A 26,077-nucleotide genomic window follows, 5' to 3' on the forward strand; every position below is an offset into this window, starting at 1 on the left:
ATGGTGGACCCCATCATCAAGACATTAATTTTATTTTTTTAAGGTGGGGCAGAAACCAAAAAGGATATCTGCATTCTAGAGCTTGGGGTGCTCATTGAGGCCAATAAAGTGGGAGTACACATTTTTTTGGAGTGATTCATCCTGCTTTTATTTTTCCTTCTCAGGGGAGGTTCTGTCAAGGGCGAGCGAAGCGAGGGCTCTGCCGAATCCTTGACAGGTTCTCCCGTGAGAAGGATCCTCTATAAAGGATGAATCACTCACAGGCCATAAACAGAGGCAGGTGGTTTATAGCCTAATGATTGATGAGGGCGTTCATGGTTATAGAAATGGAGATAGTTATTGATCTCTTTTCTTGCTTCTCTTGGACTCTCGTATTCCTTCAAGTAGACCTCTTCATATTTAATCGTCCGCCACAATCGCTCGGTAATGATATTGTCAAGAGCCCGACCTTTGCCGTCCATACTGATTTGAACTTTCTTATCCAGTACCAGCTCGGTATATTTCGGGCTGGTGAAGTGGCTACCCTGATCACTGTTTATAATCTCAGGTTGAGCGTGCGACAGCGCCCGTTTGACGGCTTCAAGGACAAAATCGATTTCCAGCGTCTGATCCAGCTCCCAACTAACGACGTAACGGGAATACCAGTCAATAATGGCGACGAGATACATCCAACCGCGTTGAAGCCGGATGTAAGTGATATCAATCCCCCATACCTGGTTGGGGTGAGTGATGTCGAGATTTCTAAGAAGATAGGGATAAATCCGGTGTTCCAGGTTGCGCTTACTAAGGTTGGGGCCAGGTGAAATCCCGGCAATCCCCATCTCCCTCATATGGCGCTGAACGGCCTTTCGGTTAATGTGTAACCCGTTTTCATTCAGAACGGCCGTGATCCGCCGGGAGCCAAAAAACGGATATTTGGTGTAAATTTCATCAATTCGGTGCTTGATGAACACTTCTTCAGGAGAAGGCTCCACAGGCTTATAATACAAGCTGGACCGATTGAGTCCGAGCAATTCAGCCTGGGTGGCAATAGGGAGTTCTGCATCGTCCCAATCAATCATGTCAATACGTTCTGCCCTACTCCTTAAGGCCAGATTTTTTTTTAAGCCACGACAATTGCGTGGTTAAACGACCGACTTCGGCATAAAGGTTTTCAATTTGTTGTTCATAGTCAGCCTTCATTTGATCTACTTTCTTATTTTCTTTCGCAAACAACTGGGGCATTTGTTCAAGAAACGCATTCCTCCATTGCCGAATCTGATTCACATGGATTCCATGAGAGGAAGCAATTTCACTCATAGTTTTTTCTTCTTTTAGGACCTCTAGCACGATCTGGGATTTAAACTCTGGTGTATATCGTTTTCTTTTCATAAACCTACTTTAACATCTCCTCATTTCGTGTCTAGTTTTATGGGTCCATTATAGAGGGTTTAAAATGAGTAGAACAAATCGAGGAGAAATATTATCAGCTAGTTAACAAATTGGAGAGGGTCAGCCTCCTCCAAAATGTTCGTATTCAGGACTATCACCATTTCCAACCATATAGATATAACATTTCGTCAAACTAACTTCCCATTCCCGGTGAAATAGAATTTCATAAGACCGGAGCTATGTTCCAAGGATTAAATCATTCAGGAATTTCTTTTCATGGGATCTTAAAATGATTAAATAATTTAGCTTGCCCATTGTTAAAATCCGTTTTTTTATCAGGAGGTTTGTCCTAAGAGATTTTATTTTTTCTGAATAACATATTATCAAGGACAAACGAAAGGGGGATAGAAAATGAGCTCACCATGGTTCCCAAAAAATAATCGAGGAGACAATGAAAACGAAAACAAAAGCAAAAGCCGTTCAAAATCAGATAGCGATTCAAAAGCAAAAGCAAAAGCAGATGTAGATGTTGACACTGACAACGACCTTCGAACTGATACAGATGTAGATAGTGAAAATAAAAATATTGACAAAAATATCAACAATGCAGTTGCGAAAGTTGTAAACAGTGGAAATGCGGATGTTCACTTAAATATTGAAGTCGATTCCAATTCAAAAGCAAGAGCACGAACTCGTGCAGAGGCAGACCAAGAGCAGGAACAAGAACAAGAACAGGAACAAAAACAAGATGTAGAAGACTATTAAGAATGATGGGGTATATTTATTATACCCCATCTAAAAAATTTCTTTTGAAAAGAGGATTTGTCATGCGATCCCAATTAAATCAACTAAACTTTTGGCATGGTCTTAGAGATTCTAAGGAAGAAAAAGTAGAAGATCTCTTAGCAAAACAATTATCGGAGGCAACAGTTAATCAGAGCGGAAATTCTGATGTAGATGTGAATGTGAAGGTAAACATTGATACAATGCCAATTGCACTGGCTCTTCTTTGCCAGTCTTTTGCTAATAAACAGTTGACAAAAGAAGAGTTTGAAATAGCTGTTAAGAAATTATTAGAATTAACAGATAAATATAGAGAGTCAAAAAATGAAAAAAAATCTAATGTAAAATATATTAACAAAGATATATGGGGAGTTTGAATCGAAACAGATTAAAGCTTCTCCATTTTACATAAGGTACAACATATGGAAACGGAGAAAATTTAGAAAGAAAAGGAAAAACACAACATTAATTTGAAAAAAAAAGGTACGGACTTGGGGCGGGGCGAGGTTTATGGATATATCTCATTAAAAGATTAATGTACAGTACGAAGATATTACGAAACAAAAAGATAGTTTTGTTGCAAGGAGAAAGGGATGAAAATCATTCATAAATTCTTTTCAAAATTCGGTCTTGCATTGGGCGGTTATCAAGCGTGTTTGAAATATGGTTGCAAACGAAAGTGGAAATTAATTTGTCTTTAAACGGAAAAAACACAAAAAAAGGTATAGCAAATAAACCTCGCACTATTTTCAAATTTTACCAATTATTTTTTTGTGTGAAGCTGGTGCTTGAAAGGATGTGAAAATAATTATTGCTTGATTAATCTCTTTTTTTCGTTGGTGTGTACCATTGATTAATGGAAACAAAACCAAATATGACCAAGAACGAAAGCGTGAGGACACTGATTGAGCAGCAATATTGCTGTTTGATTGGTGTCCTCTTTTTTTGAAAGGGGGATTTTTTGATGAGAACACTTCAGCAAGGTTTATCCAAATAGGCTAAAAAGATGTGTTTTGCAAGTAAAAAATCCAGCGTTTTGCAAGATTTTTTTTCAGCACCTTGCTCTTCATTATAAAAGTTCATATAAGAATTTTTTAATCGATAACTTGTTCAGGTAAATGTAAGTAAATAACTGTGATGTACGAATTGTCTCTGCCGTAATTATTTTTCAGACCACTCTTTTACAAAACTCCTTCCAAATAAAAAAGCACCCATGTTCTTTCGAGAAAGAATTGGAGTTTTCACTATGAATATGTTGTTTAGTTAATTACATATAATAAGAATTGTAATTTAATGGTTAGGAAGTGATTTTGTGAAGGAAAGTATCCAATGCCTTAATTCCTTATTTATAGGAATTGACGTCGGTTCAACAACCGTCAAGGCTACAGTGGTAAACCCCGAAAATAAAGAAATTCTTTGGTCGGATTATCAACGACATCATACGAAACAGGCTGAAAAGGTGCTAGAATTTTTAATTCGGATTGGGAATGAGTTTTCTGATGTGAAGAAGGAAGATATGCGTGTATTTATTACCGGATCTGGCGGTGGACCCATTGCCGAGCATATTGGAGCCAAGTTCGTTCAAGAAGTGAATGCGGTTACGATGTCAGTGGAACAACTTCACCCTGATGTTGGCAGTGTTATTGAACTGGGAGGACAAGATGCCAAAATTATTATTTTTAAAGAAAACGAAGAAACAGGAGACAAGCAGGCGATTACGTCGATGAATGACAAATGTGCTTCTGGTACCGGTGCCACGATTGATAAGTGCATGATTAAAGTCGGAATGCCGGAGAAAGAAGTAGCCAAGTTGGAATTTGATGATTCAAAGCTTCATCATGTTGCAGCAAAATGCGGCGTATTTGCTGAAACAGATATCGTGAATCTAGTGAAAAGCAGTATCCCTTCATCTGAAATAATGTGTTCATTGGCGGATGCCATTGTGATGCAAAATCTCTCAGTGCTGACTAGGGGGAATACGTTGCGTCATAAGGTTCTGCTATTAGGTGGACCGAATACATATTTACCTTTCCTGCAACAATGTTGGCGAAAACGAATTCCTGAATTGTGGGAACAACGAGGATACGATTACCCGAAAGATATCCCACTTGAAGAGTTGATTTTTATCCCGGAAAATGCCCAGTATTATGCGGCTTATGGCGCTGTAATCTATGGCTTGCATGAACCAGAGGGAGTAGGTGTTTATAAAGGGCTGGAAGATTTAAAAACATTTATTACACATGGGCGTAAAGCAAAGCTCGGGGAAAAAGCGGGCCCTCCTCTAGTAAAAAGCGAGGAAGAATTAGAACAATTTCGCCGTCAATACAGTATTCCGAAATTTGTACCGGCTTCGTTTGAACCGGGTCAGACAATTAGAGCCGTAATTGGTTTGGATGGAGGTTCCACCTCATCAAAGGCTGTGTTAGTTGATACGAATGGCACGATTCTGTTAAAGGAATATCAGCTGTCCAAGGGAAATCCAATTCAAGATACGAAAGAGCTTCTCGGACGGATCCGGGATAAGGTCCATACAGCCGGCGCCAAGCTGGAAATCATTGGGTTTGGAGCCACGGGATATGCGGCCGATGTTTTGGAAAAAACATTAAAAGCAGATGTGAATATTGTGGAAACGGTCGCCCATATGATGAGTGCTGTCCACTATTTCGGTGATGTTGACGTGATTTGTGATATTGGCGGACAAGATATTAAAGTTCTCTTTCTCAAAAACGGGGATATACGCAATTTCCGATTGTCCAACCAATGTTCAGCTGGAAACGGAATGCTTTTACAAGCGATGGCCGATCAATTTGGAATTCCAATCCAAGAGTATGCCGAAATAGCATTCAGAGCTGAACTGAGTCCGAAATTTTCCTATGGATGTGCCGTGTTCCTTGATTCGGATCGTGTAAATTTCCAAAAGGAAGGTTACGCCAAAGAAGAATTGTTAGCCGGACTAGCCCTCGTCTTGCCGAAAAATGTGTGGCAGTATGTGGTCCAAATTCCCCGCATGGCTGAACTAGGCCGAAAATTTGTTCTGCAGGGCGGAACTCAGCACAATCTGGCTGCTGTCAAAGCGCAAGTTGATTACATTAAAGAACGGGTTCCGGATGCCGAGGTGTATGTCCATCCGCATACAGGCGAGGCAGGCGCAATCGGAGCGGCGATGGAAACTCTTCGTGTCGTGAAACGCAGAGGATATTCTACGTTTCTTGGGCTGGATGCAGCGATCAATATGCAATATATATCCCGAAATGATGAATCTACACGCTGCAACTTTTGTCCGAACAATTGCAGCCGCACGTTTATCGACACTTCTACTCCTGATGGCAAAACAGCCCGTTATATTTCCGGTTTTAGCTGTGAAAAGGGAACGGTAGAAGACAAAGAAGCCATGATACAGTTGACTCGGGAGCATAATCAGTTGAAAAAGCAATACCCGAATCTGGTTGAATATGAAGCTCGTCGCATGTTTCAGCACTTTTATGATTTCACTCCTTTGCCAGAAGAAGGGCATATGATTGAGGATGTAAAGGTAAAATCAGGCTGGCTTGGCACAAGAAGAACGAAATATATGCGCCCGTTTCAACGCTCCTCATCCGAAGCGATGGAATGGAGGAAGCAACTTCGTATCGGTATTCCGAAAGTGCTCAATATTTGGTCTACTGCCCCTTTTTGGCGGACTTATTTTGAGACGTTGGGTGTCAGTGAGCGAGGCATCGTATTCAGTGACTATACGAGTGAGGAAATGTGGCAGGAGGGAGGAAAGTACGGATCCATCGATCCATGCTATCCATCAAAAGTAGCACAGGCACATGTGCATAATTTGCTATTTAAGCATCATCGTGAAAATAGGCCGCTTCACGCGATCTTTTTCCCATGCATCACCCATATTCCGACCCATCTAAACAATGTGATGGACTCCTCGAGCTGTCCGATTGTGGCCGGGGCTCCGAATGTAATTAAAGCAGCGTTTACAAAAGAAACAGACTTTTTCAAGACAAGGGGGATTACCTATTTTGATCCGGCGGTGACGTTTACAGAGCCGAATATGCTGAAAAAACAGTTGTATGAGGCGTTTAAGGATTTCTTGCGAATCACGGAAGATGAAAGTGATTTTGCGGCAGACGAGGCTTGGAAGGCAATGGAGCTTTTTGATCGAGAAATGCAGGAGAAGGGAAGAATGATTTTGGAGCAGGTGGAAGCGGAAAATAAGCTAGCTATTTTAATGATTGGCCGTCCTTATCATTCAGATCCGGGTCTTAACCATGGTGTATTAGATGAATTTCAAGTGCTGGGTTATCCGATTCTTTCCATGCGCTCCATTCCGAAAGATGAAGCCTGGCTGCGCCGCTTCTTTAAACATGATTTGGAGAGCGAAAGAGTGAAATATGCATTGGAAGTAACGGATGTGTGGCCGGAAAACTTTAGTTCAAATAGTGTACAGAAAGTGTGGGCAGCCAAATTTGCCGCCCGCCATCCAAATGTTGCCGTATTGGATCTATCCAGTTTTAAATGTGGACATGATGCCCCTACATACGGGCTGATTGACTCGATTATTTCAACCGCTGGTACACCTTATTCCGCCCTCCATGATATTGATGCGAATAAGCCGAGCGGTTCGATCAAAATTCGTGTCAAAACGTATGCCCATAGCTTGGGACTTCATGAAGAGCGTCTTCAAGATCTAGCACGCAAAAAGGAAGAATTACAGCTTCTCATTGAGAAAAAACGTCTTGAATTAATGCGCGGCTCGATTCATGAACGATTAAGCAGCTCTCATGAGAAAAAAGCGATATCTGAATAATATTAAAAAGGAGTCGACAAAAACGTGAAATTGGCAAAAAAACATCCCGGCGTTAAGGATATTGATCAAACAGATGTTGCGCAACTATTTGAAGAAGAATTGAATCGATTTAAGAAGGAACAAGAAGCTGCCTTAGGGTTGAACCAAACTAAAAATCAATGGTTTGACCCCGTCCCGCGGCAATTCTTTGCCAAGGACAAAGATTCCACGACCATCCTTTTCGGAGGACTTACGATGGCACATGACTATTTGGTTGAGGGAGCTTTGAAAGGATTAGGCTACAATGTCAAGCATATGGAATGCCCGGATACAGAGTCATTGCGCTATGGCAAGGAATTTGGAAATCGGGGACAATGCAACCCGACCTATTTCACCGTGGGAAATTTGATTAAATATCTTACCCACCTAAGGGACGTAGAAGGAAAATCGAAAGAAGAAATTGTCCGCAATTATCTTTTCATAACAAGCGGTTCCTGTGGTCCTTGCCGCTTTGGAACGTACGTGACAGAATATCGTAAGGCATTGCAGGATGCCGGATTTGAAGGTTTTCGGGTTCTTCTGTTCCAACAACAGAGCGGCTTAAAGCAGGCTACAGGTGAAGAATCTGCCCTTAAATTAGACAGCTCCTTTTTCATAACCTTTTTAAAGGCTGTTTTAATCGGCGACATTTTGAACGCCCTCGGTTACCGGATCCGTCCTTATGAAGTGGTTGCCGGATCAACCAATGCTGCCCTGGAACGCTGTAAACAATATTTGCATGAAGCCTTCATTAAACAGAAATCGCTCATACGAGCCTTATACCGATGCCGCAAAGAACTGAAAGCGGTGAAAGTAGACCGGACAATCGTCAAACCAAAAGTAAGTATTATCGGTGAGTTTTGGGCGATGACAACGGAGGGAGATGGCAACTATCGCCTGCAACAATTTTTGGAGGAAGAAGGAGCCGAAGTAGAAGTACAATCTGTGACGGCATGGATTTTATTTTTGATCTGGGAGGGGCGCTATGATACCCTCAAACGGATGAATTTACGCCGAGCGGACTCCGGTAGTAAAGGGCTGGAAGGAAAGAACCCTCAGCTGCGTCTGCGGATGTTACAGTTAGCAGATCTTGCTGTACGAGTGATGTTCCAAACGTATGCCAAAGCCATTGGACTTCATGGCTATCACTTGCCTGATATGGATGAGATTGCGAAGGTCGCTCACGATCACTATAACAATCACCTGAGAGGTGGAGAGGGGCATATGGAGGTTGGCAAGCTCATTTTGAATGTAGTAAAACGTAAAGTGAACATGACAATATCTGTTAAGCCTTTCGGATGTATGCCTTCATCCGGTGTTTCAGACGGTGTCCAGTCATTAATTACTGAACTTTACCCGGAAGCAATTTTTCTTCCAATTGAAACGACGGGAGACGGTGCGATTAACGTATACAGCAGAATCCAGATGATGCTGTTCAAGGCAAAACAGGCTGCACAGAAGGAGTTTGACGAAGCTTTAATAAAAAAAGGTTTTACAGTTGAGAAGCTCCGAATGCTGAGTTCTTCACAATCTACTCACCCATTACAAACTGCCCGTCATGTTGTTGCTTGTACAGCAGCCAATACGGTATATAGCACACAAGGTTTTTTCAAGCAGTTTTCGTTTCGGAGAAACAAAGAAGAAATGGAAAGTGTTTAGGGTCATTGTTTGCATTTGACGGACACTTCACTCATAATTGTATCTGACTTGAGGACCATAAAGGAAAAAGTCTCATGTTGAATGGATAGAAAGGAATCTCTACAAATAAGAATTTAAAACTGTTGGCGATGAGAAAAATGTAAAAATTGCCATTAGAAAGTTTTCGGAATCTATTATGAAGAATTCAAAGCACAACTACCCAATTCTGTGGCCACAAGGGTTCGATTGGATAAATTGGTATTACATTCAATTCCTCCTCTTGCTGAATATAAATGAGGCTGACCCAAAGCTCCATCGCATATCAGCTACCACGATGAATGAAAATGTTTCGACCTTTGACCCGCCAATTTATAATGAGATTAGCGGGTCAAAGGTCGTTGCTTTTTTTGGTGGATATACCACGTGAGTCAAGCCGGCCGAATGCATCTTCGAGTACCGCTGATTGTTGCTATGAGCATAGTGTATAATGTCGAAATTGCACAAAAATCACAACAAAAAAATGAATGAAAGCGTATACATAGGATCATTTTCTTGTGCTACAATGAACCTAGAAAAAGGAAGAACACGATGATACTTGATGTCAGATGTATCCAACTCTTAAGAGAGATGTTTGGAAATCCAAATATTATCAGTAAAGATTTAGAGAAGAAATTTCTGTAAAGTTTCAGGCAGATTGGATATAGCTTCAAAAGTTGTGGTTACAAAGTAAAAATGTACCGATAATTGAACGGACGAATAATGGTTACTTTCTAATGGATAAAAAATTAAAATCTAAGCACGCTCTAAATGAAGAATTTAGATATGAGAATTTAAGTGAATTAACCAAAATGCAACGAATAAACATAATATTGCTATGTTATTAAGCAAACAGGCAGAACATTCATTAGCCCATTTAACGAGTGAATTAAAAACAAGCAAGAATACCGTAATTATGATCTGCAAAAAGTTCGGAAAATTGCGAATATAGAAAATTATGCGGAGGATCAATAGTTCGTCAGAAAATGTTGAGGTGAAAAATAGGTGTGTGAATTACACTTTGATGAATCACTAATTTTGAAGGATATCGATGTAAATAGCAGAGAAGAACTATTAAGAACAATGGCCGCAAATCTGTTTAGTAAAGGATTAGTAAAAGAAAGCTTTATCGACGCTGTTATTGAGAGAGAAAAAACTTTTCCTACCGGTCTGCCTACAAATAGAATTTCTGTTGCAATCCCTCATACTGATTCAGAGCACGTAAATAAAAAAGCAATAAGTATAGCGATATTAAAAGAACCCGTGAAATTTGGTGTGATGGGAGAGATGGACGCAGATACTCCTGTTCAAATCGTATTTATGCTTGCCATAGATGAGAAAGACTCTCATCTCGTTGTTCTTCAGAAACTAATGGAATTATTTCAAAACGAAGAAGAATTGCAGTTTCTAATATTAGAAGAAAATAAGACAAACATAAAAAAACGATTAACTAAACATTTTCAAATACAATAGAGGGGGAGATTAACATGAAGAAAAAACAAGTATTAGTAGCCTGCGGAACAGGAATTGCGACATCTACAATTGTGAATAAAGCGATCGAAGATCTTTGCAAAGAAAATAACATTGAATGTGACATTGTTCAAATTAAGATTACTGAAGTAGGTTCTTATATTGATACAGCTGATTTGTTAGTTACAACAACCATTGTTCAAAATGAATATCCATTCCCGGTAATCAATGCAAGAGCATTTTTAACGGGATTCGGGTTAGATGAAGTGAAAAAAGAAATATTGGAACAATTAAAGAATTAGTTCCAGAGCCTTTTGGTTTAGCAAAATTTGAATTCCGTGATTTCCTCGTGGAATCCAAAAAAATATAATGGGGGTTAATAACGATGAAGGAATTTGTTGATGCGTTGCAATCATTTTTAGATTTAGGTGCAACTGTTATTTTGCCAATTGCGATTTTCATCCTTGGTTTATTATTTGGTCAAAAACCTGGAAAGGCTTTTAGAGCGGGTTTAACGATTGGTGTGGCGTTCGTTGGAATTTTCCTGGTGGTAGATTTACTTGTTAGCAACCTTGGTCCAGCGGCCAAAGGAATGGTCGAGAGATTCGGAATTGAATTACATGTCATTGATGTTGGGTGGCCGGCAGCAGCTTCTATTTCGTGGGCTTCTCCAATCGCAGCATTTATGATACCGCTCGGATTATTATTAAACGTGTTTATGCTTGTCACCAAAACAACGAAAACGATGAACGTGGATATATGGAACTTTTGGCATTTTACGTTTATGGGTGCCATTGTTTACGCTTTATCAGGCAGCATCACTCAAGGATTAATCGCAGCACTTTTATTCCAGATTGTATGTTTAAAAATTGCCGATTGGACAGCTCCAATGCTGGAAAAGTACTTTGGATTGCCGGGAATATCGGTTGCTACGGGAAGTACTGTTTCTTATGCAGTTCTTGGGATTCCACTGGTGAAATTGGTGCAAAAAATTCCTTTTATTAAAAACTTAAATGCAGATCCTGAAGCTATCCAAAAAAGATTCGGAATTTTCGGAGAACCGATTTTTATAGGTCTTATTCTTGGTTCAATATTAGGTTTGCTTGCCGGTTATTCCGTTGGCGATACGATTAAAATTGGTATGTCAATGGCAGCAGTTATGGTTCTGATGCCTAGAATGGTAAAACTTCTTATGGAAGGGCTTCTGCCTATTTCGGAATCAGCTCGTGAATTGCTTCAAAAGAAATTTGGTGCTAAAAACATTTATATCGGGCTTGATGCGGCTGTTGCCATCGGTCATCCTGCCGTTATTTCAACAGCATTAATCCTTGTTCCGATAACAGTATTATTAGCTGTCATCTTACCGGGTAATAATGTTCTTCCATTTGGTGATTTAGCTACGATTCCTTTTATTGTCGCATTTATCGTCGGTGCATCACGCGGGAATATTGTGCATTCTGTGATTGTTGGCACTGTTTTGATCGCTTTATCCCTTTACATGGCCTCAGATCTTGCAGATCTTCACACACAAATGGCCATAGATGCCAAATTTAATATGCCTGAAGGTGCAAGCAAAATATCCAGTATCGACCAAGGCGGCAACTTAATTAACTACGTAATCTATAGAATTTTTGCTTTATTTAATTAAGCTTTTTTTCTAATTCCAAAAAACGGAAGGTAGATAGAAAATTGAAAGCTTTAGTTAAGAAAGAGCCAGGGTTTGGCAATCTGGAAATTGTAGATGTGGAAGAACCGAGACCAGGTAAAGACCAAGTAAAAATACTGGTGAAATATAGTGGGATATGTGGTACCGATCTCCATACGTATGAAGGACATTATAAAGTAAAGGTGCCTGTTATTTTAGGGCATGAATTTTCTGGGGAAATAGTAGAAGTAGGTGAAAATGTAACAGAATTTAAACCGGGAGACAGAGTAACTTCAGAAACGACTTATTACATTTGTGGAACATGCAATTACTGTCAATCGGGAGATTACAATTTATGCAGCAGCAGAAAAGGATTAGGAACACAGCAAAATGGGAGCTTTGCAAAATATGTAATCGCCAGGAAAGAAAGTATTCATAAGCTGCCTGAACATGTAGACTATGTATCTGCTGCAATGACTGAGCCGCTTGCCTGTGCGTATCATGCGGTTAATAAAGCAGCAATTAAAGAAGGAGATGTTGTTGTTGTTGTTTTAGGTCCCGGACCAATAGGGCTTCTGACGGCTCAAGTAGTAAAAACATATGGAGCAACCGTTATTATTACCGGATTGTCTACTGATAAACTTCGTCTGGAAAAGGCGAAAGAATTGGGAATTGATTATGCTGTTAATATTCAAGAAGAAGACATAAACAGTATTGTAAATAGCTTGACAAATGGGTATGGTGCTGGTGTTGTTCTTGAGTGCACAGGGACTGTTTCAGCAGTGAATATGGGGCTGGAATTATTGAAAAAGAAAGGGCAATTTGTACAGGTAGGTATTTTTGCAAAACCGGAGATTCTTATCAATTCGGAAAAGATTATTCAAAAAGAAATTACGATGGTTGGATCCAGAAGCCAAAAACCAAGTGACTGGGAACCAGTATTAGCCTTAATGAATGAAAAGAAAGTAAATGCAAAAGCGCTTGTTACTCATCAATTTAACATTGCCCAATGGGATGAAGCGTACAACGTAATTAAAAGTGGAGAGGCTATTAAAGTGTTGTTAACACCTGTTGATTAATGTAAACGAACGTAGTCTCATTGAATTGAGTGTTAGAATGCCGAAGAGATATGCCAAAATACAGTTATATACCTGTCCGGGAATTAAAGGGGAAAGGACGGTGGCGGCATTATGATTGAAAAGATTCTTGATTTTGCACTTGGACCGTATGGGAGAATGTTGGGGGATTTATATATTCAAAATCAGATGCCGATTAATACGATTGTTGTATGTTTAGCATTGGCCTCTTATTTTAAACATAACAAACAATCTCATTTTTCTGTTGAGCATACAGGAGGTCATACGCGCTAAACTGAAAGGATGCAAAATGTAATGAAGGCATTAAAGTTGTATGGAAAAAGAGATTTAAGATTCGAAGAATCAGAGGAACCGGTTATTGAGAAAAATGATGAAGTTAAAATCAAAGTCAGAGCTGCAGGAATTTGCGGCTCTGACTTATCAAGATATGCGAAGGTTGGTCCTTATATTGAAGGAATGGTGTGGGGACATGAGTTCAGCGGTCAAGTAGTTGCCATCGGATCTGGCGTCAGCCGTGTAAAAATTGGAGATCGTGTAGCAGGTTGTCCGACACTTTATTGTGGTAAGTGTGATCGTTGTAAAAAAGGACTCCTATCGCAATGCGAAAAATTAACAGTCATTGGAGCCAGGCATCCTGGAGCATTCGCCGAGTATGTAAAGCTCCCAGAATAACATGTACTTCCTATTCCCGACACGATTGATTTTGATACTGCTGCATGTATAGAACCCTCCGCTGTAGTTGCACATGGGTTTTACCGAACTTCTATACAGCCTGGCGCAGAAGTTGCGGTCATGGGATGTGGGAGTATTGGTTTATTAGCTGTTCAATGGGCTAAAATTTTCGGTGCTAGAAAAGTGTATGCAATCGACATCGATTATAAGAAATTAAATAATGCAAAAGAAGCCGGTGCGGATACTGTTATTCATTCAGTAGAAAAAACGGCTTATGAACAGTTAATGGAATTAACGGATGGAAAAGGCGTTGATTTAGTCATTGAGGCAGCCGGTTCTCCTGTTACATCTGCTCAAGTATTTGCGCTGGCAAAAAAAGGAGGGCAAGTCTTATTTTTGGGAATTCCATACTCGGACGTAAACATCGAACGATTTTATTTCGAAAAAATCGTAAGAAATGAATTAACTGTACTAGGATCTTCATTTCCAGGTAAAGAGTGGAGCACAACCATTCATTACATGGATAAAGGACAAATTAAAGTAAAACCATTCATAACTCATCGTGTTTCTCTTGCAGATGGACCAGAAATTTTTGAAAAAATGATTATCAAAAACGGATTTTTCGGTAAGGTTCTCTTCTATCCAGAAAAATCATAAACAAATGGCATTCGTAAATCGTTTGAAAAATTTTGGAGGCAGATGGCAATCATCTGCCTTTTCATTTTTGTGAAGATTGGATGAAGCACATTACAACACATTTGTTAATTCCATCTTAATTGTTAATGTATCAATTATGAGAAGAAAAATTCATAACAACTAATTTTATGGTAAAATAATTTAAAAACATCTGAAAATTAACAGAGGAGAATATTGGAATGGCAGAAAGTTTTATCAAATCCGTTACTTACGAGAATGGCGTATTAAAAATATTAGATCAAACAAAACTTCCGACGATAACGGAGTTTTTAGAAATTCATGATATTAAAGATACATGGGATGCAATCAAGCAATTAAAGGTGCGGGGGGCACCGGCGATTGGGATCGCTGCTGCTTATGGCTTATTGCTCGGAATCAAAAATTCCCCGGAAGAAAATTTTGAAGCATTTTACACAGATTTTAAAGAAAAAGCAGATTATTTGGCAACGTCAAGACCGACCGCGGTCAATTTATTTTGGGCTTTAAAAAGAATGGATGAGCGGGCAAAATTGGAAAGCCACAGGCCTGTACGAGAGATTAAACAGGCACTTGAAGAAGAGGCCCATTTCATTCGCCGCGAAGATGAAGAAGTTTGCCGGTCCATCGGCGAACATGCCTTGACGCTTTTTCAAGATGGAATGGGCGTATTGACCCATTGCAACGCCGGCGGAATTGCAACCGCCAAATATGGAACGGCACTTGCACCGATCTACCTTGCGAAGGAAAAAGGGTGGAACATCAAAGTTTTCGCTGATGAGACCCGCCCGTTGTTACAAGGGGCACGCTTGACAACATGGGAACTCATGCAGGCAGGAATCGATGTCACACTCATTACAGACAGCATGGCAGCAATGGTCATGCAAAAAGGTTGGGTACAGGCAGTTATTGTCGGGTGCGACAGGGTTGCCGCAAATGGAGATGTGGCAAATAAAATCGGGACTTATGGTGTCGCTCTGTTAGCAAAAGCACATAACATTCCATTTTATGTAGCTGCACCAACTTCGACCATTGATATGGAGACGGCTACAGGAGCAGACATTCCGATTGAAGAGCGTGGCAAGGAAGAAATTACGCATGGCTTTGGAAAGCAAACAGCACCTGATGGAGTAAAAGTATTTAATCCTGCATTTGATGTTACTCCGTATGAACTCGTCACTGCCATCATTACAGAAAAAGGGATTATCAAAGGCAACTACGAAGAAGAACTGCCAAAGCTTTTTTCTTAAATTTCAAACATGCCTTCCTGCGGTTGTCAATTTGTCAAATTTTTGATGTTCTACGAGCTGTTTACTTGGGTAAAATACATTTGATGCAAAAGGATTGACCTAAAGGAGGTGCAGCAATCATGATTAAGAAGGTATTTGCTGCGGTCGCCTTGTTCGCTATGCTAACTGTTGCATTCGTCCAAGCAATGGAAAAAGAAGAAACACCAAGACAGCCAGATAATCTTCAGGGCTTGCAAACGGGAGTGAAGGCACCTGACTTTGAAATAAAAACATTAACCGGTGAAACTGTAAAATTATCACAATTTGAAGGCAAAAAAGTTATGTTAAATTTTTGGGCAACGTGGTGCCCTCCTTGTAAAGAGGAAATGCCTGAGATGGAGCAATTTTATCGGGAAAAAAAAGAGGAAATTGTCATCCTGGCAGTGAATATCGATCCGCAATATGATGTGCAGCGGTTTGCAAAAGAGATGGGTGTGACTTTTCCAATATTATTGGATGAAGATGATTCAGTGAACAAGAAGTATCAAATTTTAACCATTCCCACTACATTTTTTATTGATGAAAAAGGGATGATCCGAAGTAAATACTTAGGTTCAATGACCATTGACAAAATGAAACAATATTTAGATGATTTATAAAACAGTTTCAGGGAACCATTTCTGGTTCACTTTTGAGGTGAAATTAATAATAAAACTTACCTTATTGAGGCTGTCTCATGAGGGCTGACCCTTAGGCTTAGAGACAGCCTCTTTATATTTTTTAAAATTAACAATATATTCGCATAATTTTGGGATTTTAGTAATAAATATTAATTATAGAATATATAAATTTGAATGAAAGGGAGGTTAAAATGATGAATCGTTCTAAAGGTTTCTTAGTAATTTCAAGTATTGTAGGTATTTTTTTAGTTGTGTATGGAACGTCTATACTTTTTCGCTTTTTATTTGGCAATTATTTCATGGATAAAGGATTATCTGACGTTAACTACTTATACCTTGCCCTTTTGTGTTCAGTACCGTATGTTTTGTATTTATTATTAAGCGGCAGACATTCTGAAAGAGCTTCAAAAGTATTTTTGACAAGTGGATTGCTGTTTTTAATCCTTTTTGTTCCTGTTCACTCTACTCTTGTTGTCGAAGGAAAAGAATTAACACAGGAAACATTAACGAGAATTTTGACTGTTATTCCATTAAGCGCTTTCTTATTAGTGATTGTATGTCATTTTTTGATCGCTGGAAATAAAAACAAATAACGAATATTAGCTATTTTAAGCTTAGTGACAATCGCTATGCTTTTTTTTTGCTTTTTTTCCGGAAAGGAAACCCTGATTTTTTCTTAAAAGCAAAACGAACGAAATTTTCAAAAAGTTGTAATAATTTAGATCGTTTAAGGGCATAATAACTGCTAAAATATAAGTAAAGGAAGGTGATCGTGATGAGAAAGCCAAGGAAACGTAGTTTTGCAGAACTAGTCTCTGAAAATAAACAACAATTATTAAATGATCGTGATGCGTTAGAAAAAATTGAAGAGCGGCTTGAACAAAAAATTCTAGGAAAAGCAGAATAATAATCACATCCTTTTCCAATTATGAATCCTCCTTTTAAGGCAAATACTTAAAAGGAGGAGGGATAAGATGAGCAATCCTAAAGGAAGCAGAAAGCATTTTGTACCTAACCATATTGGTACGCAGCCCCGCGGTTTTGGAGGCAATAAAGGAAAGCAAATGCAGGATAAATCAGGCCAGCATGCACAAGTGATTCAGACGAAAGGTGAATAATATTTAATTTCATGCAAAAACCCGCCAAAAACTACCCCCGTTTGGCGGGTTTATTCTTTGTTTTAAGAAAACACCGCTTTTTTCCTCGAAAAATTTTTTGTTTTTGAAACAAACTATCAAATGTACGATTCAATTGATAAGGAGGAATTGTAATGGCAAACAACAAGCCGAAACCGGATGACCGTAGTGACAACGTCGAAAAGCTTCAATCAATGATTTTTCATACGATTGAAAATATGGAAGACGCAGAAGCTGCATATGAATTTTCTAATGAGGAAGAGCGGGCGCAAATTGAAGCAAAGAATGAACGCCGCCGTGAAGCTATCGAGGGAATGCGTGCTGAAATAAAGGATGAATATCGTGCACAGCATAACGATAACCAATAACCAGACTATATTCGACCTTGCCATTGGCAAGGTTATTTTTTTAGAGAACAAAAAATAAATGTGTTAAGATAAAGTTGGAAATAAGAACGAAACGGGGAATAGACATGCTGGTATCCACTACAGAAATTGATGTACGTTATGCAGAAACCGACCAAATGGGTGTAGTATATCATGCGAATTATTTGATTTGGATGGAGATTGGCCGTACAAAACTGATCGAGGATCTTGGTTTTAAATATGCAGATATGGAAAAGGAAGGCATTCTTGCACCTGTCATTGACATTCAAGCCTCTTATAAAAAGGCTGTCCGTTTCGGTGAAAAAGTAACGGTGAAAACATGGATTGAAGAATATGATGGATTTCGCGTTTCATATGGATACGAAATAATTAACGGCTCGGGAGATTTGGCCGCAACCGGTGTTTCTAAACATGTGTGCGTAAGAAAGGATTCTTTCCGTCCGATTGCAATCAAAAAAATGTTTCCTGATTGGCACAATGCATATGAAAACGCGAAAAAAAGGGATAAATAAATACGAAGGGTGACATGGGTTGGCATTTGGAATTACAAAAGAAGAGCTTCGCCGCTGGAAAGACGAAATTGACTGCGGGAAGATTGCGTTTCTAACACATTATTGGCTGGATGACCGTTTTCCCGCCTGCAAAACAGTGACGAAAGTGGGCTGCAATGACATTGAAAAATTAAAAAAATGGGGAGAAAAATACGAGTTGAAACCGGAATGGATACATAAAAGAAAAGACGGCTACTCTCATTTCGATTTGCTTGGGGAAAAACAAGTGGAGATTCTTGAAAAAGAGGGGCTGCATGATCATATATGGTAAAAAAAGGGGCTGTCTAAGGCCCCTCCAATAAGCCATATCGACAAACATATTAAATATTTCTAATGTTAGCAGGAGTCGTGCCCTTATTATTATTTGGAATAATGAAATTCAGGTTCTCCAAGTTTATAGTTAAAATCAACTAGAAGATCATTCTCGTCAAAGTACCACAAATCTTTTTCTTCTATATAAAAAGTGATTCCTTCTTTTTTTGTTTCAGCACCAATGTCGTTCGGCTCCTCGTTTGATACGCCTAAAGAAAAACCTTGCTGAACGGTGCTGCATCCGCCATATCGGGCAAAAAACCTAACAAAATCTCCTTCTTTTAGGAGCATTTCATCCTTGTACCACGCAGCTGCCTTATCACTGATTTGTATCTTCAAAATGATCATCCTTTCTGTAACAACTACTATTAGTTATTAGTATAAATGAAAAAAGCAACGAGGCGTATATACTCATTCATTTTTCTAAAAAACGTCAAACTTGCCAACTTGAATGTTAAGTCTTATTCTAAAATAGGATCGACAACCTTATATCGATGGTAGTTATGATAAAAGTACTCGAGGTGATATCATGTTTAAAATTACTGGCTCTGCGCATAAGATTCTTTCAGAAGCCATTCAAAAAGAAAAACAGTACGATCAAGAAGAACGCTATGTCCGGCTCACAATGGGCATTGGCTGAGGAGGGCCGCAACTGAAGCTGTCTCTGGAAGAGCAGCCGTTAACTAGTGACCAAATTTACGAGTTTGATGGAGTCCGGATTCTGATTCATGAGAAGGATTTCGTCTATTTTGACCATACGAAACTTGAATATGTAAAAGATGTATTCGGAAATGGGCGGTTTCAATTGATTATGGTGTAAAGCGTATAAGTAAGGAGTTTTTCCCGAAATACGGAATAAGAGAAACCAGGTCAATATGTGCAAAGAGTATGTTTCAAGGAACTTTTCCTGTACGATAAAAAGCGGTTGCCATAAAAACGGCAATCGCTTTTTTGATAAACAAGGCATGGTGCAATCTATAGGGTGAAAATCCCGCGTTATCTATGACAGTCTTGCGCTATTTTTCCTATTTCGAGGAAAATAAATGAATAAACCGGGCAAATACATATTAAGTCGATGAGGTGATCTTGATGTATATCGTTACAGCCGCAGAAATGTACGAAATTGACCGCGACACGACTGAACAAATCGGCATCAGCGCCGATTCATTGATGGAAAACGCCGGGCAGGCACTGTTTCATAAGCTGCGTGAACGCATTCCCTATTCGGCGCGGGTTGCCGTACTAACCGGGAAAGGCAACAATGGCGGCGACGGATTGGTTATCGCAAGGATGTTCAAAAGTTATGGCTATGATGTAGATGTATGGCTCGTTCCGCCAAAAGAAAAGGTGAAAGGGGCGGCGAAAACGGCACTTGAGGTGTATGAGCGTTCAGGATATGAATGGAAACCATATTCAGGAAATGAACAAATGTTTGCCGCACATATTTTACAATACGATGTCATCATTGACGCCTTGCTTGGTATTGGCATCAAAGGGGATGTACGGCCGCCGTATAAAGAGATCATTCAGCTTGTCAACCGCTCACGAGCTTTTGTCTATGCGATCGATCTGCCGAGCGGAACGCCGTCTGACGGAGGAGAGGTTGAAACCGCCGTTTACGCCGATGCCACGATTACGATTCAATGCCCGAAACTAGGGGCGTATACGTTCCCGGCAGCAGACAATTACGGTGAACTTCTTTTTGTCGATATCGGCATTCCGCCGCTTGCCGTCAAACGGAATGCTGCACCCCGTTTTGTATGGAAAGAGGACGATGTCGTGCGGACACTGTCAAAACGGAAACGGTCATCTCATAAAGGAACGTACGGAAAACTTTTAGTGATTGGAGGTTCGCGGCAAATGACAGGAGCGGTAACATTTACGGCCAAAGCGGCGCTGCGAAGCGGTGCTGGATTGGTAACGGTGGCGGTGCCGGATGACATTTATTCCGTTGTTGCCAACCGTGTTCCTGAAGCAATGTACTATCCGTGTCCTGCGCGGGACGGGGCGTTCTCCGGCTCCATGGATATGTCATCGCTCGATATCGATGCGATTGCGGTTGGCCCTGGAATGGGAAGAACGGATGGCACAAAGAAGCTTGTCCGTACTTTATTGAAGCAGCCAGTGCCGCTTGTAATCGATGCCGATGCACTCTTTTTCTGGGACGATTATGCTGAGTTGATCCGTGAACGAAAAGCGGCAACAGTGGTCACCCCTCATTCCGGAGAAATGGCGCGCATGCTTCATATGTCGATTCGCGATGTCGAGCAAGATCGGTTCGGCCTTTCAAAGAAATTGTCGACAGCGTACGGCATCTATGTTGTTTTAAAAGGACCGTATACGATCGTCGCTGCTCCGGACGGTTCACAATATGTCAATACAACCGGAAATCCGGCGTTGGCGAAAGGCGGAAGCGGAGATGTGCTGACGGGGATGATTGCCGCGTTTTTGTTGCAGCACGATTCGGCTCAAATGGCGATCAGCAATGCCGTCTGGGTGCATGGCAAAGCGGCGGATTGGCTTGTTTCGCGAGGCCATTCGCAATGGGACGTGCTTGCCAGCGATTTGATCGAAGCCATTCCGGGAGTACTTTCATATGTGTTGGAAAAACAATAGAAGGCATTCGTGTTAAAGCATTTTTGAATACTTGATTAAAAAAACTACCTATATGACGAAACTGTAAACAAACAACAAAATAAGTGATTGCAGTAAGCTTTTGGGTTTTTTTCGTGTTAGTAGATAATACTTTAAAAATATAAAGCCCTCGACAACTCCTATTGGGGTCATCGAGGGTCAAGCAGTTGATTCGAAAGATATCAATTTTTATGTCGCAGTTATTAAACCGCCGTTTACCGAACGGCACTTACGTAGTTTCACCCCTGCTGTTAGAGTGTTTATGAGACATATTTTGATTTGGTACATCTAATTATCTTTTATTATTTAAACAATTGACGTCAATTTAGCCTCCCGAACAACCGGCAAAACGATTTTGATGCTAGTTCCTATATTCTCAGTACTGGAGATTTCGATTTGCCCGCCGTTATCCTCAATAATTTTTTTACACAAGGGCATTCCAATCCCGGTTCCATTTTCTTTAGTTGAATAAAAAGGAAGAAACAAACGTTCCAGTGTTTCCTTACTCATTCCACACCCATTATCTTCAATAGTAATAACTGAATGGTTTTCAAATGATTCTGCTGCAATATGAATGAAACCCTGGACGCAGTTTTCTCGGTTATTGAGTGCTTCGATCGCATTATTCAAAATATTTGTTAATATATGCTTTAATTGCTTTTCTTCTATTTGCAGCACAGTATCCTTCTCATCGTATTCAACTGTAATTTTAATATTTCTTAAGATAGCTTCACTCTTATATAAAATGACTACATCCTTAATAATCTTATTTAAATGCGCAGGCTGTTTCATGCGATCGTTTGGTTTCGCATTATTTAAGAATTCAAAAATAATTTCATTTGTCCGGTTGATTTCCTCAAGGGCAACATCGGCGTAAAATTCTTTGCCTATTTCTGATAAATAAGGCTTTAGCAGCTGGATAAATCCTTTTACAGCTGTAAGCGGATTCCTAATTTCATGCACGATACCGGCCGCAAGCTTCCCAATCGACGCAAAATAATCGTTATTAGGAAGAACTTCTTTTATTACTTGAATATTCATTTCATTGTCATATTTTTGGCATAAAGAGTCAACTTGTAATCGATCGTCTGAGTCAAGCTCAAAAGGAAAACAAAATAAATGGAATTCATTGTCTGATCGTAATTTATATAGACGGACTGAAAATGCTTTCAAATTTTTCTTTAGCATACAAATGTTTAAATAATGAGAGTCATTGGTGTCAGATAAGAAATTTCTTAATTTCTTTCGTGAAGATTCGTCGGCAAGTTCAAGAAAATTTTTTTCAGAAGAGAATACTTCAAGGGAATTGTTTGACTGAAAAAGAATCTTGAAGTTCCGGTCAATTACAAAATACGGAAAAGGCAAATTTTTTAACAGGTTATTATTTAATGTCATACCAAATCATCCTTGTCTTAAAATATCTTTCGATTTTGCAGTTAATGGTATGTTCATACTCACATTAATTGCAAGAACCTGCTTTATCATATTTAGAATTATTGGAATATATGCTACATTTAAAACAAAATTTGATAAAAAAATATAGATTAAGATGGAAATGGAACTGTTTTTTTATATTTTAGCAAAATAAACCATTTCTTATCAATAATTCTCGAAAAAAATTTTTTGAACATTCAAAAAAGGGCGAAAAAAGAAAAAAGGACCGTTTAATTAGTCCTTTTTTGTAAACAATTTTACTTTTGGCTCGGTTTTGTTCATAATTCGTTTAATATTTGCGCGGTGGCGGTAAAAAACAAAGGAAGATAGAATCATCACAACAATGATGAGAGGAATGTCTCCGTCTATGAAAGAATAAATGATCGCTGTAACGGCTGCTATCATAGAAGAAAGGGAAACGTATTTTGTCATGAATAAGCTGATGAAAAAGGCCGCTAAAATGATTAAAAACATAATTGGTGCATAAAATAAAAGCACCCCGCCGGACGTAGCAACTGCCTTCCCGCCTCTTAAGCCCGCAAAAACAGGATACATATGTCCGATTACGGCAAATACGCCAGCAGCTAGTACATGAAAGTCTGAACCAAAGATATGAGGAAGGGATGCTGCTAATGTGCCTTTCAAAATATCTGCAATCGTAACTGCAAGTCCCGCTTTAACCCCCAGTGTGCGAAATGTGTTCGTCCCCCCGAGATTTCCGCTCCCATGCTCCCGAATATCGATTCTGTAAAATACCTTTCCAACAATTAACCCTGAGGGAATGGATCCGAGCAAATAAGCTAGAATAACAATGAGTCCATAAACTGCCATGAATACTTCTCCTTCAATTTTGTCTAGTCGTGTTTTTATTGTATCACGGACATGGATTTAGAAAAACCATTTATTATGGGGGCCAGACCCGCTCTGCGTTAACGCGTTAAAGCAACGAGGGCCAGACCCGCTCTGTGTTAACGCGTTAAAGCAATGAGGGCCAGACCCGCTCTGTGTTAACGCGTTAAAGCACTGAGGGCCAGACCCGCTCTGTGTTAAAGAGTTAACGCGTTAAAACCATTTGAACCAGTTCCTAATACTTAGATAACCGATAATGATCAATTTTCTTCATTATTTTTACATACAGGAAAACAACTGCAATTTCTTTGTAACTTTCTTTACGTGAAAAATATACTTTAAAAATTCAAAAAATTATGTTAGGTTGTCTGACAAAATAATGGTACGGACTCTAGTTTCATGTAACAATACATATAAAATAAAGGAGGTGAAAGTATCATTAATGAAAGCACAAAAGTACTTCTTGAAAAATTAGAAAAAATTATGGAAAAAGGGAGGAGAGAGTCCTGATAAGTAGTTCATAATACTTTTATATACGTGTATTTAATACATTTTGCATTGTGTTGTTCGCTAATAATTTGATACTGAAGAAGGAATCCTTCAGTTATTTCAGGGGCAGTCAGGTCTGGCGCTTAGCTTTTGAGCCAGACCCGCAAGCCCCTCTTTTTTGTTTTAAATAATTCTTCTAACCTTTTGCTTCATCGGTAAAAGAAGAATATTTCACTGGAAAGATCCCGATTATTCGTCAAATTATCTAACAAAATAATGGCGCAAATTCCGTATTGATGTAACAATACATATAGATTCGATGTTATAAATTTTTACATAATAAAAAGGAGGAAAAAGCAGTTATAGCAAAAATCAGAAGGTAAAGTTAAACAAATTCGTTTTTGTTGTCTTCAACAAAGAAAAGTCTATTGAAGTAGCTTATAAATGAATTAAAGAAGCAGGGGAAAACGACTTTTAGGCAGTTACCTTAGTTTTAAATATAAAATAGTAGAATGGAGGAAAACGGATGGCTGTTAAAAAACCAACGATTGAACAATTAAAAAAAATTGCAGAGGAGTTTAATCTTACTCTCACGACTGATGAACTATCTTCATATCAAGAATCAATGAAAGGTGCACTTGAATCCTACAATCGTTTAAATCAGCTTGTTGAACCTAGTCTCCCAGTAAAATATCCGCGCACTCCAGGGTATCGCCCAGGTGTTGAAGAAAACTCGTACAATGCATGGTATTGGAAAACTAGTATAAAAGGAAAAAGTACTGGAAAATTAGCAGGAAAAACAATAGTTTTAAAAGATAATATAAGTCTAGCAGGTGTTCCTATGATGAATGGTTCAGCAATTCTAGAAGGTTTTGTACCTGACGAAGACGCTACTATTGTAACTAGGATACTTGATGCTGGTGGAGAAATTGTTGGCAAAGCTGTTTGCGAAGATTTGTGCTTATCTGGAGGCAGTCATACTTCTGCAACAGGACCTGTTTTAAATCCACACGACCCTACTAGATCATCAGGTGGTTCTTCTAGTGGATGTGCAGTATTAGTTGCAGCAGGTGAAGTTGACATGGCAATAGGGGGTGACCAAGGTGGATCTATTCGGATGCCAAGCTGTTGGTCCGGTGTATATGGTCTAAAACCTACATACGGACTTGTTCCATATACAGGGATTTTTCCGATTGAACAGACGCTAGATCACACTGGACCTATTGCTAAAACTGTTGAGGATGTCGCTTTGTTGCTTGAAGTGATAGCAGGTGAAGATGGCTTAGATCCAAGGCAGTCGGTTTTAGAAGTGAAACCATACACAGAAGCACTTGTTGGTCATGCTAAGGACATAAAAATCGGAATCGTAAAGGAAGGCTTTGGTTGGGACGGGCTGTCCGAGGAGGATGTAGATCATTTAGTGAGAGAAGCTGCCTATTCTTTGGAAAATAGCGGAGCGACAGTGGAAGATGTATCTATTCCAATGCATCGGGATGGTATTCACATTTGGAATGGGATTGGTATAGAGGGGCTTACCTCCTTAATGGTCAAAGAAAATGGCATGGGAACGAATTGGAAGGGGCACTATAGTACTAAACTTCTAGATGCTTATGGTAAAGCGCGCAAAATAAGAGCAAATGAATTTTCTGAAACAGTTAAAATGACAATGTTGCTTGGACAAAATATGCAGGATCAATATAACGGGAAATATTATGCTATCGCACAAAACCTAGCTCGAAAATTAAAACAAGCTTATGATAACGCACTAAAAATATATGACGTTCTGATTATGCCTACTATACCGATGAAGGCGACAAAAATTCCTTCTCCAGATGCTTCAAGAGAAGAAATTATTACGAGAGCTTTAGAAATGATTCATAATACTGCACCATTCAATGTTACAGGACACCCAGCAATGAACGTCCCGTGTGGAAAATCCGAGGGGCTGCCTGTCGGGATGATGATCGTTGGAAGACATGGAGAAGATGACACTGTTTTACGTGTTGCTCATGCTTTTCAGTATACACATGAACGTATAGCTTCACATGCATAAAAAGTACAATTGGGATTAAAGGTATTTCTTAAGGTTCTTGTGTAAAGTGTTGAAACGAAAGATGAGAGTAAGGACATTAGTATCGCACGCCAAATGGAAAATGAAAAAAGAATTGCTT

General features: G+C 39.4%; 23 protein-coding genes and 1 pseudogene. 20 read left to right on the forward strand and 4 right to left on the reverse strand.

The features are described from left to right. Nucleotides 1-257: 257 nt before the first annotated feature. Nucleotides 258-1,371 (reverse strand): IS3 family transposase gene (locus tag PB1_RS09845; protein ID WP_155816422.1). Its coding sequence is split into 2 segments (ribosomal slippage): nucleotides 258-1,104 and nucleotides 1,103-1,371, totalling 1,116 coding nucleotides; the frame shifts between segments, so codons are not numbered across the junction. Nucleotides 1,372-1,782: 411 nt separating this feature from the next. Between PB1_RS09845 and PB1_RS09855 the strand changes: the two genes are divergently transcribed. The 18 genes and pseudogenes from PB1_RS09855 (at nucleotide 1,783) to PB1_RS09945 (ending at nucleotide 18,459) form a co-directional block, all read left to right on the forward strand. Continuing rightward, the gene (locus PB1_RS09855; protein WP_004436085.1) at nucleotides 1,783-2,136 is read left to right on the forward strand and encodes a hypothetical protein; all 354 of its coding nucleotides are present in this window, start codon (nucleotides 1,783-1,785) and stop codon (nucleotides 2,134-2,136) included. A gap of 62 nt (nucleotides 2,137-2,198) precedes the next feature. After that, entirely contained in the window at nucleotides 2,199-2,531 is a 333-nt protein-coding gene (locus tag PB1_RS16575; RefSeq protein WP_081485636.1) for a hypothetical protein, read from the forward strand. Between the two features lie 935 nt (nucleotides 2,532-3,466). Next, a complete protein-coding gene (locus PB1_RS09865; RefSeq protein ID WP_004436091.1) occupies nucleotides 3,467-6,958 on the forward strand; it encodes a BadF/BadG/BcrA/BcrD ATPase family protein in 3,492 nt (1,163 codons plus the stop codon). Between the two features lie 24 nt (nucleotides 6,959-6,982). Beyond that, entirely contained in the window at nucleotides 6,983-8,635 is a 1,653-nt protein-coding gene (locus PB1_RS09870; protein WP_004436092.1) for a hypothetical protein, read from the forward strand. Between the two features lie 1,020 nt (nucleotides 8,636-9,655). Continuing rightward, a complete protein-coding gene (locus PB1_RS09880) occupies nucleotides 9,656-10,123 on the forward strand; it encodes a PTS sugar transporter subunit IIA (protein ID WP_004436095.1) in 468 nt (155 codons plus the stop codon). A gap of 14 nt (nucleotides 10,124-10,137) precedes the next feature. Next, nucleotides 10,138-10,422: a PTS sugar transporter subunit IIB gene (locus PB1_RS09885; RefSeq protein ID WP_004436096.1), complete on the forward strand. Its 285-nt coding sequence runs from the start codon at nucleotides 10,138-10,140 to the stop codon at nucleotides 10,420-10,422. 83 nt (nucleotides 10,423-10,505) lie between these two features. Next, nucleotides 10,506-11,768 (forward strand): PTS galactitol transporter subunit IIC, encoded by a 1,263-nt coding sequence (locus PB1_RS09890; RefSeq protein ID WP_004436097.1) that lies wholly within the window; start codon nucleotides 10,506-10,508, stop codon nucleotides 11,766-11,768. Nucleotides 11,769-11,809: 41 nt separating this feature from the next. Then, complete coding sequence (locus PB1_RS09895) at nucleotides 11,810-12,844, forward strand: zinc-binding dehydrogenase (protein ID WP_004436098.1); 1,035 nt, start codon at nucleotides 11,810-11,812, stop codon at nucleotides 12,842-12,844. Nucleotides 12,845-12,955: 111 nt separating this feature from the next. Further along, the gene (locus PB1_RS09900; protein ID WP_004436100.1) at nucleotides 12,956-13,135 is read left to right on the forward strand and encodes a hypothetical protein; all 180 of its coding nucleotides are present in this window, start codon (nucleotides 12,956-12,958) and stop codon (nucleotides 13,133-13,135) included. Between the two features lie 21 nt (nucleotides 13,136-13,156). Continuing rightward, a pseudogene (locus PB1_RS09905) lies at nucleotides 13,157-14,191 on the forward strand (galactitol-1-phosphate 5-dehydrogenase). Nucleotides 14,192-14,409: 218 nt separating this feature from the next. Next, on the forward strand, nucleotides 14,410-15,456 hold the full coding sequence (mtnA, locus tag PB1_RS09910) for an S-methyl-5-thioribose-1-phosphate isomerase (protein WP_004436101.1): 1,047 nt from the start codon (nucleotides 14,410-14,412) through the stop codon (nucleotides 15,454-15,456). A gap of 119 nt (nucleotides 15,457-15,575) precedes the next feature. Continuing rightward, entirely contained in the window at nucleotides 15,576-16,094 is a 519-nt protein-coding gene (locus PB1_RS09915) for a peroxiredoxin family protein (RefSeq protein WP_004436103.1), read from the forward strand. A gap of 215 nt (nucleotides 16,095-16,309) precedes the next feature. Next, the gene (locus PB1_RS09920) at nucleotides 16,310-16,708 is read left to right on the forward strand and encodes a hypothetical protein (RefSeq protein ID WP_004436105.1); all 399 of its coding nucleotides are present in this window, start codon (nucleotides 16,310-16,312) and stop codon (nucleotides 16,706-16,708) included. A 182-nt stretch (nucleotides 16,709-16,890) separates the two neighbouring features. Beyond that, the gene (locus PB1_RS16970) at nucleotides 16,891-17,022 is read left to right on the forward strand and encodes an FbpB family small basic protein (RefSeq protein WP_004436107.1); all 132 of its coding nucleotides are present in this window, start codon (nucleotides 16,891-16,893) and stop codon (nucleotides 17,020-17,022) included. A 67-nt stretch (nucleotides 17,023-17,089) separates the two neighbouring features. Beyond that, entirely contained in the window at nucleotides 17,090-17,233 is a 144-nt protein-coding gene (locus PB1_RS09930) for an acid-soluble spore protein N (RefSeq protein WP_004433820.1), read from the forward strand. A gap of 152 nt (nucleotides 17,234-17,385) precedes the next feature. Then, the gene (gene tlp / locus PB1_RS09935) at nucleotides 17,386-17,619 is read left to right on the forward strand and encodes a small acid-soluble spore protein Tlp (protein WP_004436109.1); all 234 of its coding nucleotides are present in this window, start codon (nucleotides 17,386-17,388) and stop codon (nucleotides 17,617-17,619) included. A 104-nt stretch (nucleotides 17,620-17,723) separates the two neighbouring features. Next, on the forward strand, nucleotides 17,724-18,149 hold the full coding sequence (locus PB1_RS09940; protein WP_004436110.1) for an acyl-CoA thioesterase: 426 nt from the start codon (nucleotides 17,724-17,726) through the stop codon (nucleotides 18,147-18,149). 19 nt (nucleotides 18,150-18,168) lie between these two features. Beyond that, entirely contained in the window at nucleotides 18,169-18,459 is a 291-nt protein-coding gene (locus tag PB1_RS09945) for a hypothetical protein (protein WP_004436112.1), read from the forward strand. Between the two features lie 89 nt (nucleotides 18,460-18,548). Here PB1_RS09945 and PB1_RS09950 read toward each other — a convergent pair whose 3' ends face one another. Beyond that, nucleotides 18,549-18,839, reverse strand: a complete 291-nt coding sequence (locus tag PB1_RS09950; RefSeq protein WP_004436113.1) for a HesB/YadR/YfhF family protein — start codon at nucleotides 18,837-18,839, stop codon at nucleotides 18,549-18,551. Nucleotides 18,840-19,589: 750 nt separating this feature from the next. Between PB1_RS09950 and PB1_RS09955 the strand changes: the two genes are divergently transcribed. Beyond that, entirely contained in the window at nucleotides 19,590-21,116 is a 1,527-nt protein-coding gene (locus tag PB1_RS09955; protein ID WP_004436117.1) for a bifunctional ADP-dependent NAD(P)H-hydrate dehydratase/NAD(P)H-hydrate epimerase, read from the forward strand. 324 nt (nucleotides 21,117-21,440) lie between these two features. On the opposite strand, the gene PB1_RS09960 is transcribed toward PB1_RS09955, so the two are convergent. Continuing rightward, a complete protein-coding gene (locus PB1_RS09960; RefSeq protein WP_004436119.1) occupies nucleotides 21,441-22,529 on the reverse strand; it encodes an ATP-binding protein in 1,089 nt (362 codons plus the stop codon). Nucleotides 22,530-22,802: 273 nt separating this feature from the next. Continuing rightward, a complete protein-coding gene (gene plsY, locus PB1_RS09965) occupies nucleotides 22,803-23,399 on the reverse strand; it encodes a glycerol-3-phosphate 1-O-acyltransferase PlsY (protein ID WP_004436120.1) in 597 nt (198 codons plus the stop codon). Nucleotides 23,400-24,432: 1,033 nt separating this feature from the next. Here plsY and PB1_RS09970 point away from each other — a divergent pair. Continuing rightward, the gene (locus PB1_RS09970; RefSeq protein WP_004436122.1) at nucleotides 24,433-25,959 is read left to right on the forward strand and encodes an amidase; all 1,527 of its coding nucleotides are present in this window, start codon (nucleotides 24,433-24,435) and stop codon (nucleotides 25,957-25,959) included. The last annotated feature ends 118 nt before the right edge of the window (nucleotides 25,960-26,077 follow it).

The sequence above is a fragment of the Bacillus methanolicus PB1 genome (assembly GCF_000262755.1).
In the GTDB taxonomy this organism is placed as follows: Bacteria; Bacillota; Bacilli; order Bacillales; family Cytobacillaceae; genus Bacillus_Z; species Bacillus_Z methanolicus.